This window comes from Pelagibacterium flavum (assembly GCF_025854335.1).
GTDB lineage: Bacteria > Pseudomonadota > Alphaproteobacteria > Rhizobiales > Devosiaceae > Pelagibacterium > Pelagibacterium flavum.
The window spans coordinates 345,777-366,811 of the sequence record NZ_CP107716.1 but is presented as its reverse complement, the minus strand read 5'-3'; the positions used below and the strand labels follow the sequence as shown (position 1 = coordinate 366,811).

Below are 21,035 nucleotides of genomic sequence, written 5' to 3'. Positions count from 1 at the left end.
ATTGGGACGGGCGATAACGCCGATGCATTGAGAGATATTTTCGGTCGTATTCGCTAGCGGTCGACGTTCGGACCCTGCGTTGAGCGGCAGCTTTTGGGAAAGCGCAAAGACAACTTGAACGACCGAAATGGGGGCGCTTTGCCGACTGGCGCAATCGGGGCCCAATGCTGACAGTCCGGTGCTAGCGAGAATGCTGGACAAGCGGCCATTCAGGATCCGACCCCGCGCGAGTCGTCTTTGATGGTATCCGGTGCCCCAAACCTGAAATAATGATTGGACGGGAGTCGTCACGGCTTGGGGAACACCTAGGGGCCCTCGCCATAGCCGCCAACGACGGCCTCGCACACGCCGAGTGCGCGGCCAGAAATTCCGCAATGCCGTCAGACTAGGGTCCATACCCAATCAGTTTGTTGAATAGACGCTGCAAATCAGATTCTCTGGCTTTAGATGAGTTCGGAGGTATCGATGAGCAGACTATTTTGGTTGAGTGATGCAGCTTGGGCGGCCATTGAGCCACATCTCCCCAAGAACCAGCCTGGAGCACGTCGAGTGGATGACCGGCGGGTAATTTCGGGGATCGTTCATATGCTCAAGTGCGGCGGACGCTGGGCTGATTGCCCTGCCGAGTATGGCCCCTCGACAACAGTCTACAATCGCTGGAACCGCTGGAGTCGCCGCGGCGTATGGGCACGCATTCTCGCGGCTCTGACCGAACAAGGCTGGATTGCGGAAACCGCCCAGATCGACAGCAGCTATATCAAAGCCCATCGCTGTGCAGGCGGGGGAAAAGGGGGGCGCGAACCAATGCCATTGGCATCTCGCGTGGTGGCCGGACCACCAAGATCCATGCGCTCGTCGACGTTATCGGCAGACCGATCCGCCTCATCCTGACGCCCGGCAATGCCTCGGACATGAAGGGGGCCGATCTGCTCATCGCCCACACGATGGGCATGAAGAGAGTTATTGCTGACCGCGGCTATGATGCCAACCGCCTTCGTTCCACTCTGCGCAACCAGAAGACAATCCCGGTCATCCCTGGCCGCAAGAACCGGAAGCGCAAAATCAAATACGACGAGAAACGCTACAAAGACCGCTGGCGTGTCGAGGCCATGTTCTGCCGGCTCAAGGATTTCCGCCGCGTTGCCACCCGATACGACAAGCTTGCCCGAAACTATCTATCTGCCGTCATGCTCGCAGCGGCAGTCGCATACTGGCTATGAACGAGTCTCGACCCTAGGCAATCTGTACAATGTGCAGGGCAGTGGGATAGTGCTCGGCGCATCCGGATATAAGATCAGTGCATGACTGCATCGAGCAAGCCTAGTGCCAAGCCTTCGGTACGGAATAGGCGACATGCCCGAACATGTTTGGGGCGGCCATTGAGCCGCCCATTTCGTCTTTTTGCGTGAAATTTCACACGCATTCTTGACAAGATACTTAACTAACTTAATTATGTTCCCACACTATCCATGGGAGGCGAAGATGGAACAGGACATTCAATTCGAACCCACGGTGGGACGGGAGGACCTTTTGATTGCTGGCAAGGATGATGCGTTCCGCGAGATGGTGCACAACCTGCTGGCCTTTTCGGCCCGGCTCGAGCAAATCCGCTCCCGATTTGGAGCGTTTGTCGGCCTTTCGGGGGTCCAGTACACTCTGCTCATCAGCATCAGGCAGCTACAGTCGGAACGCGGGGTTGGCGTGCGAGCTCTCGCCGATCACCTCGCGTTTTCCCCGCCATTCGTAACCAGTGAAACGACCAAGCTCGTAAAATTGGGACTTGTGACCAAGACTCCCAATCCCGACGACCAGCGCCGTGTTCATATGCGTGTCTCGGACAAAGGCACTGCTCTTCTGTCTCAGCTGGCGCCCGTACAGCAGGAAGTCAATGATCTGCTGTTTGAACCGGTGAATGCCGCCAACTACGCCCTCGTGCGGCAACTGGCGGCCTCTCTGCGGGCGAGCGCGGAAAAGGCAGTCCTGCTCTCGGACTACCTTGTGGGCACGGAAAGGAGCGATCAATGAGTGCTTCGGCATCCACAAGCATTGATCCCCGCGAAATGCGTCAGGCGCTGGGCCAATTCCCAACGGGCGTCTGTATCGTAACTTGCCGCGGTGACGGCGAAGATTGCGGGATGACGATGAGTTCGTTCAATTCCCTCTCGCTCGACCCCCCGCTCGTCTTGTTCAGCGTGGATAAACGCGCCTTAAGCCTCCCCCATTGGGAGCAGGCCGAGGGATTTGCGATCAACATCCTTTCCGACAACCAACAGGCAATTTCCAACCGATTTGCCCGTGCCGGCTCCAACAAATGGGAGGGCACCCATTTTCACAGAGGGTTTGCCGAGGCCCCCGTTCTGGCCGGCGTCGCCGCCGTCTTTGAGTGTCGTCCGTGGGCAACCCATGATGGCGGAGATCACATCCTCTTCATCGTGGAAGTGATCGAGATGCGCTCAACCCCCGACCGACGCCCCCTGGTTTTCTCCAAGGGACGCTACGCAAAGCTTGAACAAACCCAAGACGTGGCCCCTTGGCCGCTCGCAATTCACTACTGACCCCCCAAAGGAGGACGTCGCCATGGTTAAGACCGGCGCTCAACACATTGCATCACTTAATGACGGTCGTTCCGTCTATATCAACGGCGAACATGCGGGCGACGTTAGCGTCCATCCCGCCTTTCGCAGAACCGTCCAGTCGACGGGCAAGCTATATGATTTCCAGTCGCGTCCTGAAAATTTGGACCTGATGACCTATCAGGTCGGTGAAAACAGTGACTTGAGAGCCAATCGGATTTGGCAGCTGCCCAGGTCATACGGGGAGCTGGTCGAGCGCCGAAAAGCGCTGGTTGCATGGACCGAAATCCATGGTGGCTTTCTGGGGCGAGCCCCGGACCACGTCGCATCGTGTATTTCGGGCATGTATATGGGAATCGACGTCTTCGAGTCCTACGACAGCAACCGCGCCAAGGCTCTGGCCGAATATTATCGCTACGCGCGGGACAATGAGCTCTACCTCACCTACGTGATCATCAATCCCCAGGCTGATCGTTCCAAGGCCGCCAATGAGCAGCAGGATCCGTTCCTTACTGCCGGTGTGGTTGATCAGGATGCCGAAGGTTTGACCATTCGTGGGGCAAAGATGCTCGCGACGGGCGGAATCATGGCCAATGAGGTCTTTGTGACCTGCATCCAGCCCTTGCGTGAGGGCGAAGAGCCATACGCCGTTTCCTTTGCTATTCCCATGAATGCAAAGGGTCTAAAGATCCTTTCGCGCCGCTCGTACGAACAAGCTGCAACCAGCGTCTATGACTACCCGCTCGCCAGCCGGTTCGACGAGAATGACGCTGTCCTATATTTTGATGACGTCAAGGTTCCCTGGGACCGGGTTTTTGTAAACCAGGACACGGCGATGTGCATGAAACAATTCATGGCCACCCCGGCTCACGTCTACCAAAACTACCAGGCCCAGATCCGCCTCATGGTCAAAATGCGGTTCTTGGTCGGTATCGCCCGCAAGATCGCCGATACCAACGGCATCATCAATTTTCCTCCAGTCAAGGAGACGCTGGGAAAGCTGGCCGCCCAGAACAATCTCGTGGATTCTCTCGTTCATGCAATGGAGATCAAGGGACAATCTCGGAACGGTTATTTCATCCCCGACACGCACACGCTCTACTCAGCTCAGGTTCTCACCCAAGAGCTCTATGGGCAGGTCATCACGACTCTGCGCGAACTGGCGGGTGGCGGTCTGATCATGTTGCCCTCATCCGTCGAGGATTTTGCCAATCCAGAATTGCGCGAGCTCATTGGCAAAACCCAGCAATCGCCGACGTCATCGTCCGAAGGCCGCGTGAAATTCTTCAAGCTTGCATGGGACGCCGTGGGCTCGGAGTTTGCTTCCCGTCATAGCCAGTACGAAATGTTTTATGCGGGCGCCAATTTTGTCACCAAGGGGCACAGCTTCCGCTCGTTTGACTGGGACAGCTGCACCCAGTTGGTCGATCGCATGCTCGACAGCTATTCGCTCGAGGACGAGCTCAAGACAACCAAATCATCAGCGGCGTAAGGAACCAAAATGGCTATCAACAAGCAGCATCTTGAATTTTTCCCCGTCGACATGGGCACAGAAGGTTGGCACGTCCCAGCCGGCTATCCTGAGGGAATCGAACAGAAAATTCTCGCAGGCGCTCTCGATGAAGACGCAAAGTCTGGCAACCGCACGCGCCTCTTGCGGTTTGCACCCGGTGTGTTCACCACCAAACCATTCGTCCACGACTACTGGGAGGAAGTCTATTTGGTTTCAGGTGATCTCACGGTGGGGAACGACGAGAACGGGAAAGGTGGTGAGAGCTTCTCACCCAACACCTATGCGTGTCGCCCCCCTGGAGCCTATCACGGCCCCTTCAAGTCGGAGCAAGGGTGTGTCCTGCTCGAAATCCATTACTACGACGAAGACTAACCAAAATGGTGACGCTCTCGGAACTCGCACGCAAACTCGAAAAGGGAGAGGCAACGAGCCTCTCCCTGGTCACGCAGTATCTGGAAACCATCGAGAAGTCCGACGACCCTAATTCGCCGGTATTTCTCGCTCTCGACCGAGACCGCGCACTGGCCGATGCCCAGCGCGTCGATGATCTTCGCGCCGAAGGGAAGTCCCCTTCACCTCTCGCCGGCATCCCAATCTCAATAAAGGCATTGTTTGACGTCGAAGGATTGGTGACGACGGCCGGTTCGACCGTTCTAAAAAGTGCCGCACCGGCCCGACAAGACGCAGAAATCGTCAAGCGGCTGCGGGCGGCCGGGCTGATCATCCTCGGGCACACCAACATGACCGAGTTCGCCTATTCCGGTCTTGGCATCAATCCCCATTATGGAACGCCCGCCAACCCCGCCGATCCCACGACACCACGCATCCCCGGCGGCTCGTCATCGGGCGCAGCCGTCTCGGTCGCCCGAAACATGGCTGCCGCCGCCATCGGCACCGACACGGGCGGTTCTTGCCGCATACCCGCCGCCTTGTGTGGCCTAACTGGTTTTAAACCGACGGCGTCGCGCGTCCCCCTGGATGGGGCCTATCCCCTCTCGAAATCCCTCGACAGCATTGGCCCGATTGGTGCCAGCGTGGAATGCTGCGCGCTGCTTGACGCGATCATGGCCGGCGATCAGCCAGCAGCGCCCGATCAGGTCAAGCCGTCAAAGCTGAAATTGGCAGTTCTGGTCAATTACGTAACCGATGACGTTGAAGCGGCAGTGTCGCACGCATTCTCGGTTGCAATAGACCGCTTGGCAGACGCCGGGGTGACGATTGAAGAAATCAGGCTCGAGGACCTTGACCGACTGCCCGAACTCAACGCGCGCGGCGGTATCGTTGCTCACGAGGCTCTGATGGTCCACCAGGAGCTGCTCGCCTCGTCGGCCGAGCTATACGACCCGCGGGTCAGCGTGCGTATCGAGAAAGCCTTGCAACAGGAACCGGGCGAATATGAGCGCCTTTTGGACATCCGCCAAGAGATGATCAAAGCGGCAAACAGTGCGACCGCGTCCTATGACGCCGTAATATTCCCCACGACGCCTTTCGTCGCTCCGACGCTTGCAGAACTGGAGGATGAACAAGCCTATGGACGCGCGAACCTCTTGGCTCTTCGCAATCCGACAGTGGCCAATTTTCTCGATCGCTGCGCTGTCTCGATCCCGATTCCGGTCGGTGGCGGCATGCCGGTTGGCATGAATTTAATGGGGTCCCACGGTGGCGACAGATCCTTGCTGGGTGTCGCGCACTCTGCCGAAGCGATATTGAGGGGTTAAGCTCGATCAGGCGCGCATGATCTGGCTCGTTGCGTTCATCTGGAAAGAAGCGATGTGTTCGCGCATCGCTTTTTCCGCAACGTCGAGATTGCCCGACTTTATGCCTTCAATGACTGCCGCATGTTGCTCGCAAACCCGAATATTGTGATCGGGTGCCTTGAGCGAGATGAACCAGAACCGCAACGCCTTGTCATGGAGACTGGAGAGCACATCTCCTAGGATACGGTTGCTGGCCGATTGCGTGATCAAGCGATGGAAATCGCGGTCGAGCGAAATGAACTCTTCGATATTGCGGTCCTTGGCCGCCTGCCAGATGGCTGCAAGATTGGCCTCCATCATGTCAATCTCGGCGCGACTTGCCCTTTCGGCCGCCCAACGGACGGCGGCCGTCTCATTGACCATACGCATCTCGATAACCTCCATGAAATCATCGAGACTGACGGGACTGACCACGATCCCCTTGCGGGGCATGACGTCGACGAGTCCATCGACCGCCAACCGGTCGATCGCCTGAATCACCGGCGTTCTTCCTATGTTGAGAGCCTCAGCCAGGTCCGTGACCGTCAAAGGCTGCCCGGGGCGGAGTTCACACGTCACTATGAGCTTGCGTATCTCATCGTAAGCGGTGTCGCGGAGCGAAACCCTTTTGCCAACAGTTTTCATCAAATGTCCTCCGCGCCCATCTATACGGCCTACCCTACATCTTCGAGGATCGCGGTATCGTAGCGGAACGAGATCGTCCGGCTCAGTTTCGGATCCTCGACCTCAGCCTCAAAGCTTGTAAAGCTCCTTACGCCTCCAATTGCCGGCAGCGTGCCGCAAAACATTGCTGTGCCATCAGCGAGCGTGTCGGTGCCTGTATATCGTTTGATCAGATCGCGCGGATCAAGAAGCCCGTCCACACGCCCCTCCTGATAGAGCACGCGTTCGCCATCCTCAATCACATAGCTGCGCAATATCAGTGAGTCCCAGTGGTCAGCGACTTCGCTAAACGGCCATACACGGTCCGCCACTGGCTTGTCGCACATCTGTTTCGAGACCGTCACTCCATAGGCTTCGACTTTGCGATCGGTATGATCGGAACCAAGACCGACGAAGAGGTCTCCATCAGCAGCAATCAAGACCAGCTCGGCTTCGCCGCTCGAATTCTCACCGGTCGCCTGGACGACAGGATCACTGTTCAAGCGGGACGGCGAAACCCTGTAGAACGTTGGTGTTGCTTTGGGCCGCGCGATGCCGAGCGTCTCCAGCTCGGCAATATGATGTTCCATTGCCTCGCGATTGCGACCGGCCCAGCCAGCTATGACAAGAGCGTCGATATCAAACCGTACTGCGCGCTCGCCCGTTTGGCTGTCCACAGTCATATTGAGTGCCACCATTTCGGCTCCTCCTTTGGTTGTAGCGAATGGTCTGCATCACCAAAGATGCTTGACAGCAATCCATGGTAATGATCTTGTGATATTTCACAAGCGTTTTATTTGACCGTAGGGAAAGGTCGACCGCTTGCAAAGGAAGGACAGGGAATGAAACATATCGTACGCACTGCTGGGACGCTGATGGCGTCTCTCGTCCTCGCAACCCAGGCCATGGCTCAGGACAAACCCGAGCAGATCGACGTGGGGGTCTTTACGTTCACTTCTGGTGCTCCAGCAGCCTATGGCCAGCCCGGCGCCCAAGGAGCCGAGCTGATGGTCGACCTGATCAACGCCGCCGGCGGCATTGATGGGGTGCCTCTCAGAGCGACGATCGTTGACGAAGCCCAAGGGGCCGAAGGGGTCATTGCCGAATATCGCCGTCTTGCTGGTGAAACCAGTTATCAGGTGATGATCGCAGCGCTTTCTTCGAGCAACTGTCTTGCATTGGCGCCCGTTGCCGAGCAAATGCAAATGCCAACGATCAGCTGGAACTGCGATACCCACCAGCTCTTTTTGGACCAACAGCTCGACTACACGTTCCGGCCCAATGGGAACACCATTCCCGAATTTGTGGCCTATGTCGCTTACCTGCTTCAGGTCAATCCCGACATCGAACGAGTCGCAATCATTAATCCTGACTATGCTTTTGGTCATGACGCCGCCGAGATCGTTAAGGCGGCCTTCCGCGCCTTTAAGCCCGATGTCGAAATTGTCGCTGAGCTCTTCCCGAGCCTTGGCGCTTCGAGCTACCAGACCGAAGTATCTCGCCTATCGGCCGCTCGCCCGGACGCCATCTTTTCCAACCTCTGGGGTGCAGATCTCGAAAACTTCGTCCGTCAGGCCCAGCCGCGCGGCCTCCTCACGCAAAGCCAGACTGTCCTGGCGCTCGGCGAGACCATCCTCCAGCGTATAGATCTGCCAGACGGTGTGATCGTTGGCATGCTCGGTGACGGGTATTGGCTCACACCCGACGCCCAGGCCAACGAGGATACCGTGGCCTTCGCTGAGGAATATGCGACCCGCTTTGGCGAGTATCCGGTATTTCCCACCATGAAAATGGCCAATAGCTTCATGGTTATGAAAGCGGCCTATGAAGCCGCGATCGAGGCCAATAATGGCGAATGGCCTTCACGCGATGAGATCGCCGCAGCGCTGGAGGGCATCGAAACTGCGACGTTTACAGGCACTGCGCGTCTGCGCGAGGACAACGACGGATACGTTGATCAGGTGATTGGCGTCACTGGACCTTCGGACACCTACGACTTCTCAGTCATCACCAATATGGTGCGGTACGACGGCGAAGCCCTGATGGCACCTTTGGGAGAAGATCCGATTGCGTGGATCGAGACCCTCACACCAGAGTTCCTCGAGACGCTTCCCGAGCCTGGCTCCTATAACTAACGGCGTGCGCGCGGAGCCTTGTCCTTTTGAGGGGACCGGCTCCGCGCCACCGGCACCCAAGCGGTGCAGACCTCACGGATGGACAAGATATGCTTGATATGGCCTTGCCGCTGATCATGGACGCACTTGCCAACGCCGCGCTTATATTTTTCGTGGCCGTCGGCCTGACTCTGGTCTTCAGCGTTCAGCGCATCCTCAATGTTGCCCATGGCAGCTTCTACTCAATTGGAGCCTATATTGCCGCCAGCATGGGCCTTTGGCTCATCAGCGCAGGCCTAAACCCTTGGCTTTCTTTCCCTGCGCTGCTGCTGAGCGCGGCGCTCGTTGCCATGGTCCTCGGTCCGCTTGTCGAACGCACGCTGATACGTTGGACATATGGCAGGCATGAAGCGATCCAGATCCTGGTGACGTTTGGTCTATTCCTGATCCTGGAAGACCTTCAGCGCCTCGTTTTTGGTGTGCGCTCAATCTATCAGGACACTCCCATGGCGCTTCTCGGGGTAACTGAAATTGGCGGAATCTTCTATCTCAATTATCAGCTGCTCCTCATCGTGCTCGCGCTGGCTGTTCTGTTCGGCATGCGGTTTCTCATCAAGCACACCCGCCTGGGCCGTTTGCTTGTCGCCGTTGTCGCCGACCGTGAAGTCTCCCTCGCTATGGGCATCAACACCGACCGCGCCTTCGTGATTGCCTTTACGCTTGGGGTGTTTCTCGCAGCGCTGGGTGGGGCCCTTGCCACGCCAACGACTGGCGTTGCCCCCGGCCTTGGTGCCGAAACCATGGTGCTGGCATTTGCAGTCGCCGCCATCGGCGGATTGGGACAAATCGAAGGCGCTGCAGTGGCGTCGATCATTGTCGCTGGCGCGAAAGTCCTCGCGGTCTATTACGCCCCCGCATTCGACACCGTTGCCCCGTTCCTTGTGATGCTCGCCGTATTGCTGGTTCGCCCTAACGGGCTATTTGGCACCGCCACGACGAGGAAGATCTGATGAAAATCCTCTATGCACTTTTCGTCGCGGCTTTTGCCGCCCTGGCCATCGTCCCCTTCGCGGCCCCCTGGCTTCAATTCGTGCTCACCATCGCCATTGCAAAGGGATTTGCGGCAGTCGGCGTGGCCCTGCTTCTGCGTGCTGGTCTGATCTCGATTGGACACGCCATGTTTTATGCGGCCGGTGCGTACACCGCAGCCTTTATCGTCCTGCGGTCGGGAATATCGGACCTGTTCGTGCTCCTTATCGCATCCACCTTGGTCACGGCCGTTATTGGCGCCCTTGTCGGGGCCTATTTGGTTCGCTATCGCGCGATCTTTTTCGCGATGCTCAATCTCGCTGTCTCGATGGTGTTCTTCGCCCTGCTCTCCAAACTCTATGGCATAACGGGCGGCACCGATGGCTTGCGCGTGCCCGTCCCAACGGTGTTGGGCATGACCCTTACCAAGGCCGGTTTCGATATCGTTTTGTTCTACGTCGCGCTGGCGCTCATGGCCATCATCGCTGGCCTAGGCGTTCAGTTCCTGAAAAGCCCTCTCGGACACGCAGTCGGCGCTATTCATACCAACGAAGTGCGTCTCGAATATCTGGGTGTGTCGGCCTGGACTGTGCTCTTGATCGCCTACACGATTTCAGCAGCGCTGGCCGGCCTTGGAGGCGCCATTGCCGCCGTCTCGATCGGCCATGTCCTACCTGAATACGCCTATTGGACCGAATCTGGCCACTTGGTCTTGACCGCTGTTCTGGGCGGGATCGGCGGCGTTGCTGGACCGTTCATCGGGTCGATCTTTCTCGAGATCGTCCACACCGTCGCAGTTGGCGTTGCCCATAACGCCTGGAACCTAATCATGGGCGCAACGCTGCTGCTGGTCATTTTCTTCCTGCCACAGGGCCTATACGGCCTGGTCACCAAGTCAGCGGATAAAACGTCTAGCGCCAAGCTCGGGGAGAACAAGTCATGAGCCAGCCCCTGCTGAAGGCAGAAAGCTTGACCATTGCATTCGCTGGCATCAAAGCGGCGGACAATGTCAGCCTGGAAATCGAAAAAGGCGAGTTTCTTGCCATCATCGGACCCAATGGTTCGGGGAAAACAACGTTCCTCAATCTGTGCACCGGCTACATTCGCCCCGTCTCGGGCGAGGTGTACCTGGAAGGTGAGCCGATCACCGGCTGGGCGCCCCGCAGGATCGCGCGGCAGGGAATTGCACGCGCGTTTCAAATTCCCCAGCTTTTCACAGACCAGACAGTACGGAGCAACCTGCTGCTGGCCATCGCCTCTCGCCAAGGTGTTTGGGATGGCCTAAAGCCATTGGCACGTCGCAGATATCAAGAAGAGGCCGATGAGCTGCTCGAACTGCTGGGACTATCGGCTCATGCCGATGCGATCGCCGGCACCCTGCCTGAGGGGCTGAGAAAGCTAGCCGACATCACTTTGGCGCTCGCACTCAAACCACGCCTGTTGCTTCTCGACGAGCCAACAAGCGGTGTGAGCGCGTTGGAGCGGTTCTCCATCATGGAAACGCTCATGAACGCTATGCGCACCAAGGGTTTGACCGCGCTCTTTGTCGAACACGACATGGAAATCGTGGAGCGCTACGCCGACCGAGTGTTGGTGTGGAACAGCGGGTCCATTCTTGCGCAAGGCAAGCCGGCGGAGGTTCTTCAGGACCCCCGCGTCGTGGAAACTGTTGTGGGGGTTGCATGATGCTCAAGGTTGATAATCTCAAAGTCGAAATCGAAGGCGTGCAGGTCCTGCGAGGCATCAGCTTCACCCTCGAATCTGGCAAGACAACCGTCCTGATCGGCAGGAACGGAGCTGGCAAAACAACCACCCTTCGCGCCATTATGGGTCTTCTACCTGTCGTCTCGGGTACTGTGTCGCTGGCGGGCGATGCTCTGCTGGACAAACCGGCTTTCGCTAGAGCTCCTCTGGGAATTGGCTATGCTCCCGAAGATCGGCGCTTGATCGCAGAGTTTTCCGTGCGCGAAAACATTCTCCTTCCTGCACTGGCGCTCAGTATGGCACCCACAGAACGCAAACGTCGTCTCGACGAGACCTACGCGCTCATACCTCAGCTTGAAACGCTCGACGCTCGGCCGGGGGGCAGCGTCTCTGGAGGTCAGGGCAAGATGGTCGCTCTTGGACGGGCCCTCATGGTCGCTGATCGCGTGCTGTTGCTCGACGAGCCGTTTCAGGGACTCGCTCCAGCGCTGGCGCTTGACTATGCAAGGGCGCTCAAGCGGCTCAAGGCAGAAAAACGCGACATTGCCTATATGATCACCGAATCCAGTCCCGATCTGTTGTCATCAGTCGCCGATGAAACTCTTACCATCGAGCGGGGCATGGTATCAGGCGGAACTGTGGAAGCCATGTAGCATAGCGTTACAGAGCGACCTGCAAAGGTGAATGAAGGTTCGATGCGAGCCGGGGTGCGGCTGGTCGCTACGCGACAAATTTTGTGAATCGCCCAAGGGATCAACTGTCGTTATTGCCCCTTGCGGTCTGCATCCTTGTTGGGGGCGGGACCGCGACGGCAATATAGCTCCAAAGTCATCGAAACATCACCTATGTGCACGATGGCGGACCAGGCAGATGGTATGGATGCGCGGAGCTCGCCGCCATTTCGCTACCGTGGTCGAAGCGAACCGGCAGCCTTCAGCAAGGGTCTTGGCGGCCCAAATGTTGGAAGTGAGGGCGCTTTGCCGACTGGCGCAATCGGGGCCGTTTTGCGCTTATGGACCGAATGCATCCGAAGCCGCCGTCGTCCGATTTGCCGGACCGCGCAAGGCTTGCGGCGATGCCCTCTGCAACAATGGTCACGCCAAGGGCCCGTCCCAGCTCGATGATGGCGCGCACGACCACCCTTTTTGATGGATTTGTCGTCAGTTCCCCGACAAAGGAGCGGTCCACCTTAATCTCGGTAACCGGAAAGGTTTCGAGCGAGCGCAGGTTCGAATAGCCCGTGCCGAAGTCGTCGACCGAAAGTCCGACACCGATCCGGCGCAGCCGTTCGAAGGCATCCCTGACACCGGGTGTGTCGCTGAGAAACATGCTTTCGGTAATTTCCAGTGTCAGCCAGGCCGGTTCGGCGCCGGTCGAGAGCAGAATCCGGTCGGTATTTCGGCCATGTCGTGCTGCAGGAACTCCCCCGCAGACACATTCACTGAAAAGCGCATGGACTTGTCGCGATTGGCATTGATGCGCCGTGCGAAGGTCGCGACGGTGACAAGGCTTTTTTCGGTCAGATCGAGAAGCAAACCTGATCGCTCGGCAGTCTCGATGAAGCTGCCGGGGAGTTGGCTGCCGAATAACGGGTGGTTCCAGCGGATCAGCGCTTCGGCACCGATCCAGTCACAGGTCTGCAGGTCGACCTGAGGCTGGAAATGATACACGAATTCGTCGTTGGCACTGCTACCTTCAACTCTCGCGTCATGCGCACACGTCGGCGGGCCTCCTCGTAGTCCGCGTCGCGAAATCTGCGCGGACCGGCCAGAGGGTCGGACTTTGCCGCCCACAGGGCGGTCCCGGCATTGCGAATAATAGAAATTGTGCTTGTCGTGGGCTGGCCGATTGCATAGCCGATGGCGAAGCGCAGGGAGACATTGGCACCTGCCACCACGAAATCCGCAGCAAGGGTAGCCGAAACGAGAGTCACGATCGCGGCGGCACTTGCTTCATCGAGGAGTTCGAATGCCAGCGCAAACTCATTCCCGCCCATCCGAGCCACCAGTGCGGCCCCTACATCTCTTAGTCGTCGCCCCGTTTCGGCAAGCAGCGCATCTCCGACTTCGAATCCGTGCCCGGTGTTGAGATCGTGAAAGCCGATCGCATCCAGCTTCAAGACCAGAACCGCCGCGGCGTGTTTGGCAAGGCGCGTTTCAGCAGCAAGGATGAAAGACTGTCGGTTCAGGCAGCCCGTAGTCTCGTCCAGGGTGGCAGCGCGATCCAGGGCGACATGCGCCTGCCGGATTTCCGAGACATCGCGCAATATGCCGACATAGAGCAGTTTGTCGCCGACGCGGGCAGGTCTGACGCTGAGACTGTTCCAGAACGCTGACCCGTCCTTGCGATAGTTTCGCAGCGTTGCGTCCATGGCCTCACCCGCCTCGATCGCGGCGCGAATGCGGGCGATCTCTGGTTGGTCACGTTCGCTGCCCTGTAGATAACGGCAGTCCTTGCCAATGACCTCATGACGCGTATAGCCGGTCAGACGTTCGAAGGATTTGTTCACGTAAAGCAGAGGTGTATTTGCCATGGTACGCTGGGCGATCGCGATCCCATCGTTCAACTCCTCGACCAGGGTGGGAAGAATTGACCGGACCGCGTCGGAGCTGAGGAGGCCATCGTCGGTCTCGGACGGCGGGGTCGCTTTGCTGTTTGATGGTGTCGTGCTCTCGATATCATCCATGACAACAGCCATGGACCGTGCCACCGGGCGGGGCAATCCCACACCTGCGCGCTTTCAGGACAACAGAGAGCCGCTATCGGACAAACTGTGCTTTGCGCCATCGCAGGACGTTCGAAACCGCTGCCGATAGTCGGACGGCGCGACCCCGACATGCGACAGAAATGCTCGGCGCATGGCGCGCCCCGACCTGAAACCACTGCGCGCGGCGATCGATGCGATCGACAGCCGACTCCCCTCCAAGAGGAAGCGTGCGACGTCGATGCGAGTCAGGCCAACATAGTCAGATGGCGATATTCCGACCTCTTGGGAAAAGACGCGCGTGAAGTTGCGCGGGCTCATAGCAGCGATCTTGGCCAGAGCCGTAACCGACAGCTCGGCTGTTGGGTGGTTCAGGATGTATTGCTGGACGTTGTAAAGCCGACTGCGATCAATGGCCTGTGCTGCCAGATGTACGCTGAACTGTGACTGATCCCCGGACGCTTCAGGAACACGACCAACCTGCGAGCGACGTAGAGCGCGACTTCGCGGCCTAGGTCTTCCTCCACCAGCGAAAGGCCGAGATCGATCGCAGCGCTCGACCCAGCCGACGTGATCATCGCACCGTCGCGGACGAACATGCGGTCGCCTTCGACATGAGCCTCCGGGAAGCGCTCGGCGAGCAAAGAGGCAAACTGCCAGTGCGTGGTGACGCGGCGGTCTTTGAGGAGCCCCGCCTTCCCGAGCACGAATGCGCCGGTACAGACCGACCCATAGCGCCGTGTCCGGGGAGCCATGGCGATCAACCAGTCGGTGACCCGCTTGCCCGGCGGCATTGGAACTCCGACGCTTCCCGCCACGAGAAACGTGTCGGGCTACCCTCGTACGCATCGAAAGCGATATCGGGCAGCACCCTGAGCCCGGACGCGCAGGGGACAACGCTGTCGTCTTCCGCCACGATCGCAACCTCGTAGAAGTTGCTGGCGGCTCGAGCGTTTGCTTCGGCGAATACGTCCGTGAGACCGGCAAGTTCAAGCGAATGAACGTCCGATGGCACAAAGATGACGATCCGCATGGAGATCTCTTTTCATCGTCCGACAGACTTTGCTCTCTTTGCGAGGTGGCGCGCTGCCGCCTGTCCATACCGGCAACGGTCGCATAGTGCCACAACATCGTCAAAGCCAAATAATTCCGATCGAGTTGGCGAAAGGCGAGCGTTCAGATTCCTTCTGGATGGCAAACCAGTCGATGAAGAGCATTTCGTCCACACCTTGAATCCCCCTCGGCTCCCTCACGCAGTCCGCGTACCGGCCTGGCTCAGGGCAACGGCCAGGATGATGATCCCGCCGCGAGCGATGAGTTGCTGGGAATATTCGAGGCCCATCAAAATGAGGCCGTTGTTGATGACGCCGATCATCAGAGCGCCGATGATCGAGCCCACAACCGTGCCCTTGCCACCGAAGAGGCTGGTGCCACCGAGCACTACGGCGGCAATCACTGATAACTCGTCGCCTTCGCCAAGCTGGAAGCGCCCGGTCTGAAGCCGGCCCGCATATAGCATCCCGGCGAGCGATGCCGTCACAGCAGAAATGACGATCACCCAGAGCTTGATCCGACCGGTATTGATGCCGCTATAGCGCGCAGCGACCACGTTGCCCCCGACAGCCAGGATTTGCCGGCCGAACTTGGTGCGCCGCAGCACGATGTGTCCGATGACACCCACGACCAGCATCCACACCAGCAAGGTCGGGATCGGCCCGATATTGCCGCCGCCGAAAATGGCCGGATATGTTGGGTCGAGCACGGGAATGGCGGCGGTGTCCGATATCCACATGGCGGTGCCCTTGGCGATCCCCATCATCGCTAGCGTCGTAAGGAATGTCGGGATCATCAGCCGCGTCGATAAAAAGCCGTTGATCAGACCCACCGCCACACCGGTCATGACGCCTGCAGCTATACCCGCAGGTACGCCGCCCCAGGCGACCGCCATTGCCGTTGTGACCGAAGCCAGGCCCGCAACGGCGCCAACCGACAAGTCGATTTCACCCGATGAGAGCACTAGCGTCATCGCGACGGCCATCACCGCGATCATGGCCGTCTGGCGGGCGATGTTGAGAATGTTGTTGGGCGTGAGAAATCCCTTGTCGTGCAGCGTCACGGCAAAGAACAAGAAGACGACGATAAAGCCGATATAGATGATGTTCTGGCGCCAGGTGCGCTTGAAATACCCCAGCAGCGTTTCGCTTCTGGCCACGGCCATCGTATCAATCATTGGTTCCTCCCCGCTGCACGATCAGTTGCAGCCTTTGCTCGGCGCGCAATTGGGATGCGTCGCCGGTTAACAGCTCCGTCTTGTCGATCGTTTCGACCAGACGTCCATCCGACATCACGGCGATGCGGTCACTGACGGCCGCAAGCTCGGCAAGTTCGGACGAGATGAAGATGATGGATTTGCCCTCGGCGGCCAGCGCGCGCACTAGGCGCAGAACTTCGCCTTTTGAGCCGATGTCGATACCGGCTGTCGGTTCATCCATAATGAGAATATCAGGATCTGTCGCCAGCCACTTGCCGATGACGATCTTTTGCTGGTTTCCGCCGGACAGCGAATTGGCCGCCGCCTCGCGCGATGACGTCTTTATGGCAAGGCGCTTGATCAAATCGTCGGTCGTGTTGCGGGATTTGAGTCGATCAACGAAGGGTGTGGAGCCAAGGCGCTTGAGGATTGGCAGTTCGATATTGTCCTGAATGGAATGGGTAAGCACCAATCCCTGCCTGCGCCGGTCTTCAGGGACCAAGGCAAGGCCCAGCTCCGTCGCGTGCCTGGCTGAACCGATCGCGACGGTCTGGCCGCGCAGCGTTATTGTGCCGCTGGCGATCGGCTCGAGCCCGAAGAGCATGCGGGCCAACCGGCTCCGCCCCGCACCGAGCAGGCCGGCAATGCCCAGCACTTCGCCGCGCCGGAGCGAAAAGCTGACATCGCCGCCACGCCGCAACTTGCTTGACAGATTTTCGACCTTGAGGATGACTTCATCCTGCGCAGTGGAGTTTGTTGCAAATTCGGAGAGATCGCGGGTCTCCTTGCCCATGATGTCCGCGATCAACGAAGCCAATGTGTAATCGGCGATTGGGCGGCTATCAATCAACCTTCCGTCGCGCAGCACCGTCGCGTGGTCGGCAATGCGGAAGATTTCATCCATGCGATGGCTGACGTAGATGATCGCCTTGCCTTCGGCTTTGAGCCGTCGCAGCAAATCGAACAGGATGTCCACCTCGCCCGCCGTCAGGGCCGATGTCGGCTCATCGAGCACGAGCACGTCAGCGTTCTGTGACAGGGCCTTGGCAATTTCGGTCAGTTGTTGCTGGCCGGTAGAGAGATCGGCAACAATAGCCGCCGGATCGACGCTCACTCCCATCGAGTCAAAGATTTGAGCGCTGCTCCGCTCCATTGCCCGATCATCGATCAGCCCCGCAGGCGTCAGCGGTTCACTCGCCAGAAACACGTTCTGAGCCACGTTCAATGTCGGCACCAGGCTCATTTCCTGAAAGATCATGCCGATGCCCTTTTGCCGGGCCACTTGAGGGGAAAGGCGCTCGAATGTTTCCCCCTTGATAACGATATTGCCGCTATCCGGCGCTTGGACACCCCGCAAAATCTTGAGAATTGTGGATTTTCCGGCGCCGTTTTCGCCGAGTAGCGCATGGATTTCTCCATACCGCACACTCAGACTCACCTCACGCAGAGCATGGACGCCGCCAAAGCGCTTGGAAATGGCGTCCATCTCTACGGCGATCGGCTTTAACGCCTTTTCCGTCACGGAATATCCACCCACTGGCTGCTCTCACCCGACGTCAGGATGGCGTCAGCGATCAGGGCGATGCGGTGACCGTCCTCGAAATTGGGCGATGGCTGTTTGCCGGTCACGATGGCAGTGCACAGATCGAAACACTCGACGATCTTGGTCTCGCCATAGCCGATACCGAGCGCGGGGATGGGCCAAAGCCCTGATCCGTAAGGATGGGCCGGTCCAGTATAGACCGTGCGGAAGCCGCGCGCATCACCAACGTCATCGGCGAACATGACCTGCAACTCGTCGCGTCGTTCATAGTTGAAGGCCAGCGAACCCTTTGTGCCGTGGATCTCAAAGGTGAGGAAGTTATTGCGGCCGTAGGCATTGCGGGTCGCCTCGATAGAGCCGATGGCGCCATTGGCGAACTTGAGCATCGTCAGCATCTCGTCATCAACGTCGACGGGGCCGCGTTCGGCGTTGCGGTCACCGCCGCCTACTCCCAATTTATCGACACCACCCGATTGCTTCGGCCGTGTCTCGATGTGGGTTTTGACGAGTGCATTAACCGAGGCGATTTCACCGACCAGGTAGCGGGCAAAATCGATGACGTGAGTGCCGATATCTCCAACAGTGCCGGAGCCCGCGACCGACTTCTGGAACCGCCATGAGAGCGGGCTGTCGGGGTCGGCCGACCAATCCTGCAAATAGGTGCCGCGAAAATTGAGGATGTCGCCGATGCGGCCGTCTTCAATTAGCTTTTTGGCGAGCGCCACAGCCGGGGTGCGACGGTAATTGAACGCCACCATATGGATGGAATCCGAGGCCTGGACCGCATCGAGCATGCTCTTGGATTCCGCACCAGTCCGCGCCAGCGGCTTTTCACAGATGATGTGCTTGCCTGCCTTGGCGGCCGCGATGGCAATCTCTGCGTGAGAGTCGTTTGGTGTGCAGATGTCGATGATGTCGATGTCGGGGCGCGCAATCACCGCGCGCCAGTCCGCAGAGGCGTCCTCGAAACCGAAGCGGTCACGCGCCGTCTCGGCCATGTCCTGATTGACGTCTACCACCACCTTGCGCACCGGAATAGCCGGCGCCGGCCAGAAGAACATTGGCATTGCGGCGTAGGCCATGGCGTGGGCCTTGCCCATGAAACCGCCGCCGATCATGGCGACATTGAGCTTCTGCATTTGCTGTCTCGCTTTTTGAAAAGGATCTGCGGAGACGGTCAGGGAGTACCGCCTCCGCAAGGCACAGGAAAAATCGTGCCTAGTTCATGGAGTCGCGAACCGAGGCCGGCGCTTCGGAGGAGTACACCTCCTGCCATGCGTCGAGCAGGTTTGCTTTTTCCACTGGGAGAGCTGGAAGGGCGACATAGGCAGGGGCTTCCTTGTCCAAAAGGCCGTATCCGGCCAGCATCGCCTCGGTCACACCCTGGTCGAATGGCCGCTGCGCGCCCAAGCCCTTGACGAACCCGCCCCGTGCCATATCGATGGCGACATTTTCACCAAGATCGATGGTGGTGATGACGAGGTCGTCGCGGCCGTTAGCGCGCGCGGCGGCGATCACACCTTCAGCCGGCACGTCCCAGACTGCCCAGATCCCATCAAGGTTGGCATTGCCCACCATCATGGCCGAAGCGGCACGATCCGCGTCGCCGGTAAAGTCCGGTCCTCCGATCCCCTGTTCGGCGACGATCTCGATGCCGGGATAGTTTTCTTCGATGGTGGCCTTGAATGCATCGTAGCGCTGGCGGGTCACGAAGAAGTCGGCGGCGTGATAGACGATGCCGATCTGGCCCTCTTCATTGAGGGCTTTGGCCATCAAATGGGCCGACGCGACGCCATTTCCATAATTGTCGGCGGACACGACGCTGACGTAGTCGGTGCCAGCCTCAAAGCCAGCCGGAACATTGTCCATAAAGACCAACTCCACGCCCGCCTCGGCGGCCTGCCGATAGGCGCTCGCCGTGGCGACCGGGTCGGTGGGGATCGAAACGATGATGTCGGGGCTCTGAGCCATTATGGTTTCGATGTCGGACACCTGCTTGGCCGAACTGAAGCCGGCGTCGGTGGTGGCAATCACCTCGATACCCATGACCTCGAACTGGGTCTCGAGCCCGTTGATCTGAGCCTGGCTCCAGTCGTCGCCACCATAGTGCATGACGATGGCAGCCGTGGCGCCCATGGCCTCGATCTGTGCCAGTTCGTCATCGGTCAGGCTGATCTCCGACGCTGAGACCGGACTTTCACCGCCCGGGCCGGTGCTGAGCGTCTGTTCGGCGAGAGCGGCCAGCGCTTCGTCGGGTGTCTGAGCGAAAGCTGCTCCCGCAACCGTGCCGGCAAGCAATGCTGCCGTCAGCAGGGCCGTTGTCTTCAAATGTCCCATGGTTTCCTCCCTTTGGTGACTTTGGTGCTGCCTGATCAGGCGAAGTGCCGTTTCAGGAATTCGTGGCTGCGGGCGGCCCCTTCGAAGGGGTCGGGCCAGCTGTCGAGCTCGGCCATGACCCAGCCTGAGTACTTTGTGTCCTTGAGCGCTTCGATCACGGACGCGTTATCGAGATCGCCGGCATCGAGCGGGGTGAAACCGAACGGCTCACGCCGCAGCCCCTTGAGGTGCACCAGCCCGATCCGCCCGGCGAACTCGCGAACCTGCGCCGCCGGATCGCCTCCGGCTGCCGCCAGGTGTGCGGTATCGGGGCAGAAATCGAGGCCCGTGAGGCCAAAAATTTTGGTGACCTCAGCAGGGCCTTCCACAATGGTGGATAGATGTGGATGATAGTGGGCCCGCAGTCCAACGCGGCTAGCAATTTCACCTACCCGGTCGAGCGCTTCACCCAGCTGTTGGTAATCGTCTGGCAGAATTCCGCCGCTGCGTTTGGCGCCACCGCCGATGACGTAGTGAGCCGCGCCTGCTTCGGCCGCCGCTGCCGCGACGCGTTCGATGCGCGCCAGTTCCTCGGGTAAGACCTCCGGGAAGATGAAATTGCCGCCTGAATAGGTCGAGACAAGTTCAAGGCCTGCATTGGCGAGCTTGCGGCGCAGCTCCGCCGCGGTCTCGTCGAGCAGGTTGCCATCGAAGATCTCCACGCCCTCATATCCCGCCTTGGCAATATCGGCAAAGGCGCGGTCCATGTCCGCGAAGGTGCGATAGGTCAGCTGGGTGATCGACGTCACCCCGACCGCATTGCCGCCAAGCGGCCCCCAGCAATTGGCGTGATAGGCCAGTTTTACAGCCAATTTGATCCTCCTCCGCG

The 21,035-nt window shown here is 58.8% G+C and carries 23 protein-coding genes and 1 pseudogene; 11 read left to right on the top strand and 13 right to left on the bottom strand.

Annotation, left to right across the window (positions count from 1 at the left end):
• The first annotated feature begins 447 nt into the window (after positions 1–447).
• From OF122_RS01860 to OF122_RS01835, 6 genes and pseudogenes are all read left to right on the top strand, one after another.
• A pseudogene (locus OF122_RS01860) lies at positions 448–1,220 on the top strand (IS5 family transposase).
• A 262-nt stretch (positions 1,221–1,482) separates the two neighbouring features.
• Positions 1,483–2,025: a MarR family winged helix-turn-helix transcriptional regulator gene (locus OF122_RS01855; RefSeq protein WP_157289385.1), complete on the top strand. Its 543-nt coding sequence runs from the start codon at positions 1,483–1,485 to the stop codon at positions 2,023–2,025.
• Complete coding sequence (locus OF122_RS01850; protein ID WP_264226185.1) at positions 2,022–2,555, top strand: flavin reductase family protein; 534 nt, start codon at positions 2,022–2,024, stop codon at positions 2,553–2,555. Before OF122_RS01855 ends, OF122_RS01850 begins: the two co-directional genes overlap by 4 nt.
• Positions 2,556–2,577: 22 nt before the next feature.
• Complete coding sequence (locus OF122_RS01845) at positions 2,578–4,065, top strand: 4-hydroxyphenylacetate 3-hydroxylase family protein (protein ID WP_264226184.1); 1,488 nt, start codon at positions 2,578–2,580, stop codon at positions 4,063–4,065.
• 9 nt (positions 4,066–4,074) lie between these two features.
• Positions 4,075–4,458, top strand: a complete 384-nt coding sequence (locus OF122_RS01840) for a cupin domain-containing protein (protein WP_264226183.1) — start codon at positions 4,075–4,077, stop codon at positions 4,456–4,458.
• A complete protein-coding gene (locus tag OF122_RS01835; protein ID WP_264226182.1) occupies positions 4,419–5,804 on the top strand; it encodes an amidase in 1,386 nt (461 codons plus the stop codon). The genes OF122_RS01840 and OF122_RS01835 overlap by 40 nt, the downstream gene beginning before the upstream one ends.
• Before the next feature lie 6 nt (positions 5,805–5,810).
• On the opposite strand, the gene OF122_RS01830 is transcribed toward OF122_RS01835, so the two are convergent.
• The gene (locus OF122_RS01830; protein WP_264226181.1) at positions 5,811–6,467 is read right to left on the bottom strand and encodes a GntR family transcriptional regulator; all 657 of its coding nucleotides are present in this window, start codon (positions 6,465–6,467) and stop codon (positions 5,811–5,813) included.
• A gap of 29 nt (positions 6,468–6,496) precedes the next feature.
• Positions 6,497–7,183 carry a DUF2848 domain-containing protein gene (locus OF122_RS01825; protein WP_264226180.1) on the bottom strand — a complete coding sequence of 229 codons (687 nt, stop codon included), beginning with the start codon at positions 7,181–7,183 and terminating at the stop codon, positions 6,497–6,499.
• A 144-nt stretch (positions 7,184–7,327) separates the two neighbouring features.
• Between OF122_RS01825 and OF122_RS01820 the strand changes: the two genes are divergently transcribed.
• The 5 genes from OF122_RS01820 to OF122_RS01800 all read left to right on the top strand — a co-directional run bounded on the left by OF122_RS01820 (position 7,328) and on the right by OF122_RS01800 (position 11,985).
• Positions 7,328–8,620, top strand: coding sequence for an ABC transporter substrate-binding protein (locus OF122_RS01820; RefSeq protein WP_264226179.1), 1,293 nt, complete (start codon positions 7,328–7,330; stop codon positions 8,618–8,620).
• A gap of 89 nt (positions 8,621–8,709) precedes the next feature.
• Entirely contained in the window at positions 8,710–9,609 is a 900-nt protein-coding gene (locus OF122_RS01815) for a branched-chain amino acid ABC transporter permease (protein WP_264226178.1), read from the top strand.
• The gene (locus tag OF122_RS01810; protein WP_264226177.1) at positions 9,609–10,571 is read left to right on the top strand and encodes a branched-chain amino acid ABC transporter permease; all 963 of its coding nucleotides are present in this window, start codon (positions 9,609–9,611) and stop codon (positions 10,569–10,571) included. The genes OF122_RS01815 and OF122_RS01810 overlap by 1 nt, the downstream gene beginning before the upstream one ends.
• Positions 10,568–11,314 carry an ABC transporter ATP-binding protein gene (locus OF122_RS01805; RefSeq protein ID WP_157289375.1) on the top strand — a complete coding sequence of 249 codons (747 nt, stop codon included), beginning with the start codon at positions 10,568–10,570 and terminating at the stop codon, positions 11,312–11,314. The genes OF122_RS01810 and OF122_RS01805 overlap by 4 nt, the downstream gene beginning before the upstream one ends.
• Positions 11,314–11,985, top strand: coding sequence for an ABC transporter ATP-binding protein (locus OF122_RS01800; protein ID WP_264227733.1), 672 nt, complete (start codon positions 11,314–11,316; stop codon positions 11,983–11,985). The genes OF122_RS01805 and OF122_RS01800 overlap by 1 nt, the downstream gene beginning before the upstream one ends.
• Positions 11,986–12,265: 280 nt before the next feature.
• Here the strand turns inward: OF122_RS01800 and OF122_RS01795 are convergent, their stop codons facing one another.
• The 11 genes from OF122_RS01795 to OF122_RS01745 all read right to left on the bottom strand — a co-directional run bounded on the left by OF122_RS01795 (position 12,266) and on the right by OF122_RS01745 (position 21,018).
• Positions 12,266–12,661, bottom strand: coding sequence for an EAL domain-containing protein (locus tag OF122_RS01795; RefSeq protein ID WP_264226176.1), 396 nt, complete (start codon positions 12,659–12,661; stop codon positions 12,266–12,268).
• 20 nt (positions 12,662–12,681) lie between these two features.
• The gene (locus OF122_RS01790) at positions 12,682–13,002 is read right to left on the bottom strand and encodes an EAL domain-containing protein (RefSeq protein ID WP_264226175.1); all 321 of its coding nucleotides are present in this window, start codon (positions 13,000–13,002) and stop codon (positions 12,682–12,684) included.
• On the bottom strand, positions 12,939–14,030 hold the full coding sequence (locus tag OF122_RS01785; RefSeq protein ID WP_264226174.1) for a PAS domain S-box protein: 1,092 nt from the start codon (positions 14,028–14,030) through the stop codon (positions 12,939–12,941). Before OF122_RS01785 ends, OF122_RS01790 begins: the two co-directional genes overlap by 64 nt.
• 42 nt (positions 14,031–14,072) lie before the next feature.
• Positions 14,073–14,357, bottom strand: a complete 285-nt coding sequence (locus OF122_RS01780) for a helix-turn-helix domain-containing protein (protein ID WP_264226173.1) — start codon at positions 14,355–14,357, stop codon at positions 14,073–14,075.
• A 50-nt stretch (positions 14,358–14,407) separates the two neighbouring features.
• On the bottom strand, positions 14,408–14,830 hold the full coding sequence (locus OF122_RS01775) for an AraC family transcriptional regulator (RefSeq protein ID WP_264226172.1): 423 nt from the start codon (positions 14,828–14,830) through the stop codon (positions 14,408–14,410).
• The gene (locus OF122_RS01770; protein WP_264226171.1) at positions 14,797–15,069 is read right to left on the bottom strand and encodes a hypothetical protein; all 273 of its coding nucleotides are present in this window, start codon (positions 15,067–15,069) and stop codon (positions 14,797–14,799) included. Before OF122_RS01770 ends, OF122_RS01775 begins: the two co-directional genes overlap by 34 nt.
• A 216-nt stretch (positions 15,070–15,285) precedes the next feature.
• Positions 15,286–16,266: an ABC transporter permease gene (locus tag OF122_RS01765; protein ID WP_264226170.1), complete on the bottom strand. Its 981-nt coding sequence runs from the start codon at positions 16,264–16,266 to the stop codon at positions 15,286–15,288.
• Positions 16,259–17,824 carry a sugar ABC transporter ATP-binding protein gene (locus OF122_RS01760; RefSeq protein WP_319019383.1) on the bottom strand — a complete coding sequence of 522 codons (1,566 nt, stop codon included), beginning with the start codon at positions 17,822–17,824 and terminating at the stop codon, positions 16,259–16,261. The genes OF122_RS01765 and OF122_RS01760 overlap by 8 nt, the downstream gene beginning before the upstream one ends.
• On the bottom strand, positions 17,806–18,969 hold the full coding sequence (locus OF122_RS01755; RefSeq protein WP_264226169.1) for a levoglucosan dehydrogenase: 1,164 nt from the start codon (positions 18,967–18,969) through the stop codon (positions 17,806–17,808). The genes OF122_RS01760 and OF122_RS01755 overlap by 19 nt, the downstream gene beginning before the upstream one ends.
• Positions 18,970–19,048: 79 nt before the next feature.
• The gene (locus OF122_RS01750) at positions 19,049–20,167 is read right to left on the bottom strand and encodes a substrate-binding domain-containing protein (protein WP_264226168.1); all 1,119 of its coding nucleotides are present in this window, start codon (positions 20,165–20,167) and stop codon (positions 19,049–19,051) included.
• Between the two features lie 35 nt (positions 20,168–20,202).
• Entirely contained in the window at positions 20,203–21,018 is an 816-nt protein-coding gene (locus OF122_RS01745) for a sugar phosphate isomerase/epimerase family protein (RefSeq protein ID WP_264226167.1), read from the bottom strand.
• Positions 21,019–21,035: the final 17 nt, after the last annotated feature.

Excerpts from the sequence above, each read along its gene's own strand:
- OF122_RS01855 (WP_157289385.1), top strand. The coding sequence starts at position 1,483 with ATGGAACAGGACATTCAATTCGAACCCACGGTGGGACGGGAGGACCTT.
- OF122_RS01850 (WP_264226185.1), top strand. The coding sequence starts at position 2,022 with ATGAGTGCTTCGGCATCCACAAGCATTGATCCCCGCGAAATGCGTCAG.
- OF122_RS01845 (WP_264226184.1), top strand. The coding sequence starts at position 2,578 with ATGGTTAAGACCGGCGCTCAACACATTGCATCACTTAATGACGGTCGT.
- OF122_RS01840 (WP_264226183.1), top strand. The coding sequence starts at position 4,075 with ATGGCTATCAACAAGCAGCATCTTGAATTTTTCCCCGTCGACATGGGC.
- OF122_RS01830 (WP_264226181.1), bottom strand. The coding sequence starts at position 6,467 with ATGAAAACTGTTGGCAAAAGGGTTTCGCTCCGCGACACCGCTTACGAT.
- OF122_RS01825 (WP_264226180.1), bottom strand. The coding sequence starts at position 7,183 with ATGGTGGCACTCAATATGACTGTGGACAGCCAAACGGGCGAGCGCGCA.
- OF122_RS01820 (WP_264226179.1), top strand. The coding sequence starts at position 7,328 with ATGAAACATATCGTACGCACTGCTGGGACGCTGATGGCGTCTCTCGTC.
- OF122_RS01815 (WP_264226178.1), top strand. The coding sequence starts at position 8,710 with ATGCTTGATATGGCCTTGCCGCTGATCATGGACGCACTTGCCAACGCC.
- OF122_RS01810 (WP_264226177.1), top strand. The coding sequence starts at position 9,609 with ATGAAAATCCTCTATGCACTTTTCGTCGCGGCTTTTGCCGCCCTGGCC.
- OF122_RS01805 (WP_157289375.1), top strand. The coding sequence starts at position 10,568 with ATGAGCCAGCCCCTGCTGAAGGCAGAAAGCTTGACCATTGCATTCGCT.
- OF122_RS01800 (WP_264227733.1), top strand. The coding sequence starts at position 11,314 with ATGCTCAAGGTTGATAATCTCAAAGTCGAAATCGAAGGCGTGCAGGTC.
- OF122_RS01795 (WP_264226176.1), bottom strand. The coding sequence starts at position 12,661 with ATGTTTCTCAGCGACACACCCGGTGTCAGGGATGCCTTCGAACGGCTG.
- OF122_RS01785 (WP_264226174.1), bottom strand. The coding sequence starts at position 14,030 with ATGGCTGTTGTCATGGATGATATCGAGAGCACGACACCATCAAACAGC.
- OF122_RS01780 (WP_264226173.1), bottom strand. The coding sequence starts at position 14,357 with ATGAGCCCGCGCAACTTCACGCGCGTCTTTTCCCAAGAGGTCGGAATA.
- OF122_RS01775 (WP_264226172.1), bottom strand. The coding sequence starts at position 14,830 with ATGCCGCCGGGCAAGCGGGTCACCGACTGGTTGATCGCCATGGCTCCC.
- OF122_RS01770 (WP_264226171.1), bottom strand. The coding sequence starts at position 15,069 with ATGCGGATCGTCATCTTTGTGCCATCGGACGTTCATTCGCTTGAACTT.
- OF122_RS01765 (WP_264226170.1), bottom strand. The coding sequence starts at position 16,266 with ATGATTGATACGATGGCCGTGGCCAGAAGCGAAACGCTGCTGGGGTAT.
- OF122_RS01755 (WP_264226169.1), bottom strand. The coding sequence starts at position 18,969 with ATGCAGAAGCTCAATGTCGCCATGATCGGCGGCGGTTTCATGGGCAAG.
- OF122_RS01750 (WP_264226168.1), bottom strand. The coding sequence starts at position 20,167 with ATGGGACATTTGAAGACAACGGCCCTGCTGACGGCAGCATTGCTTGCC.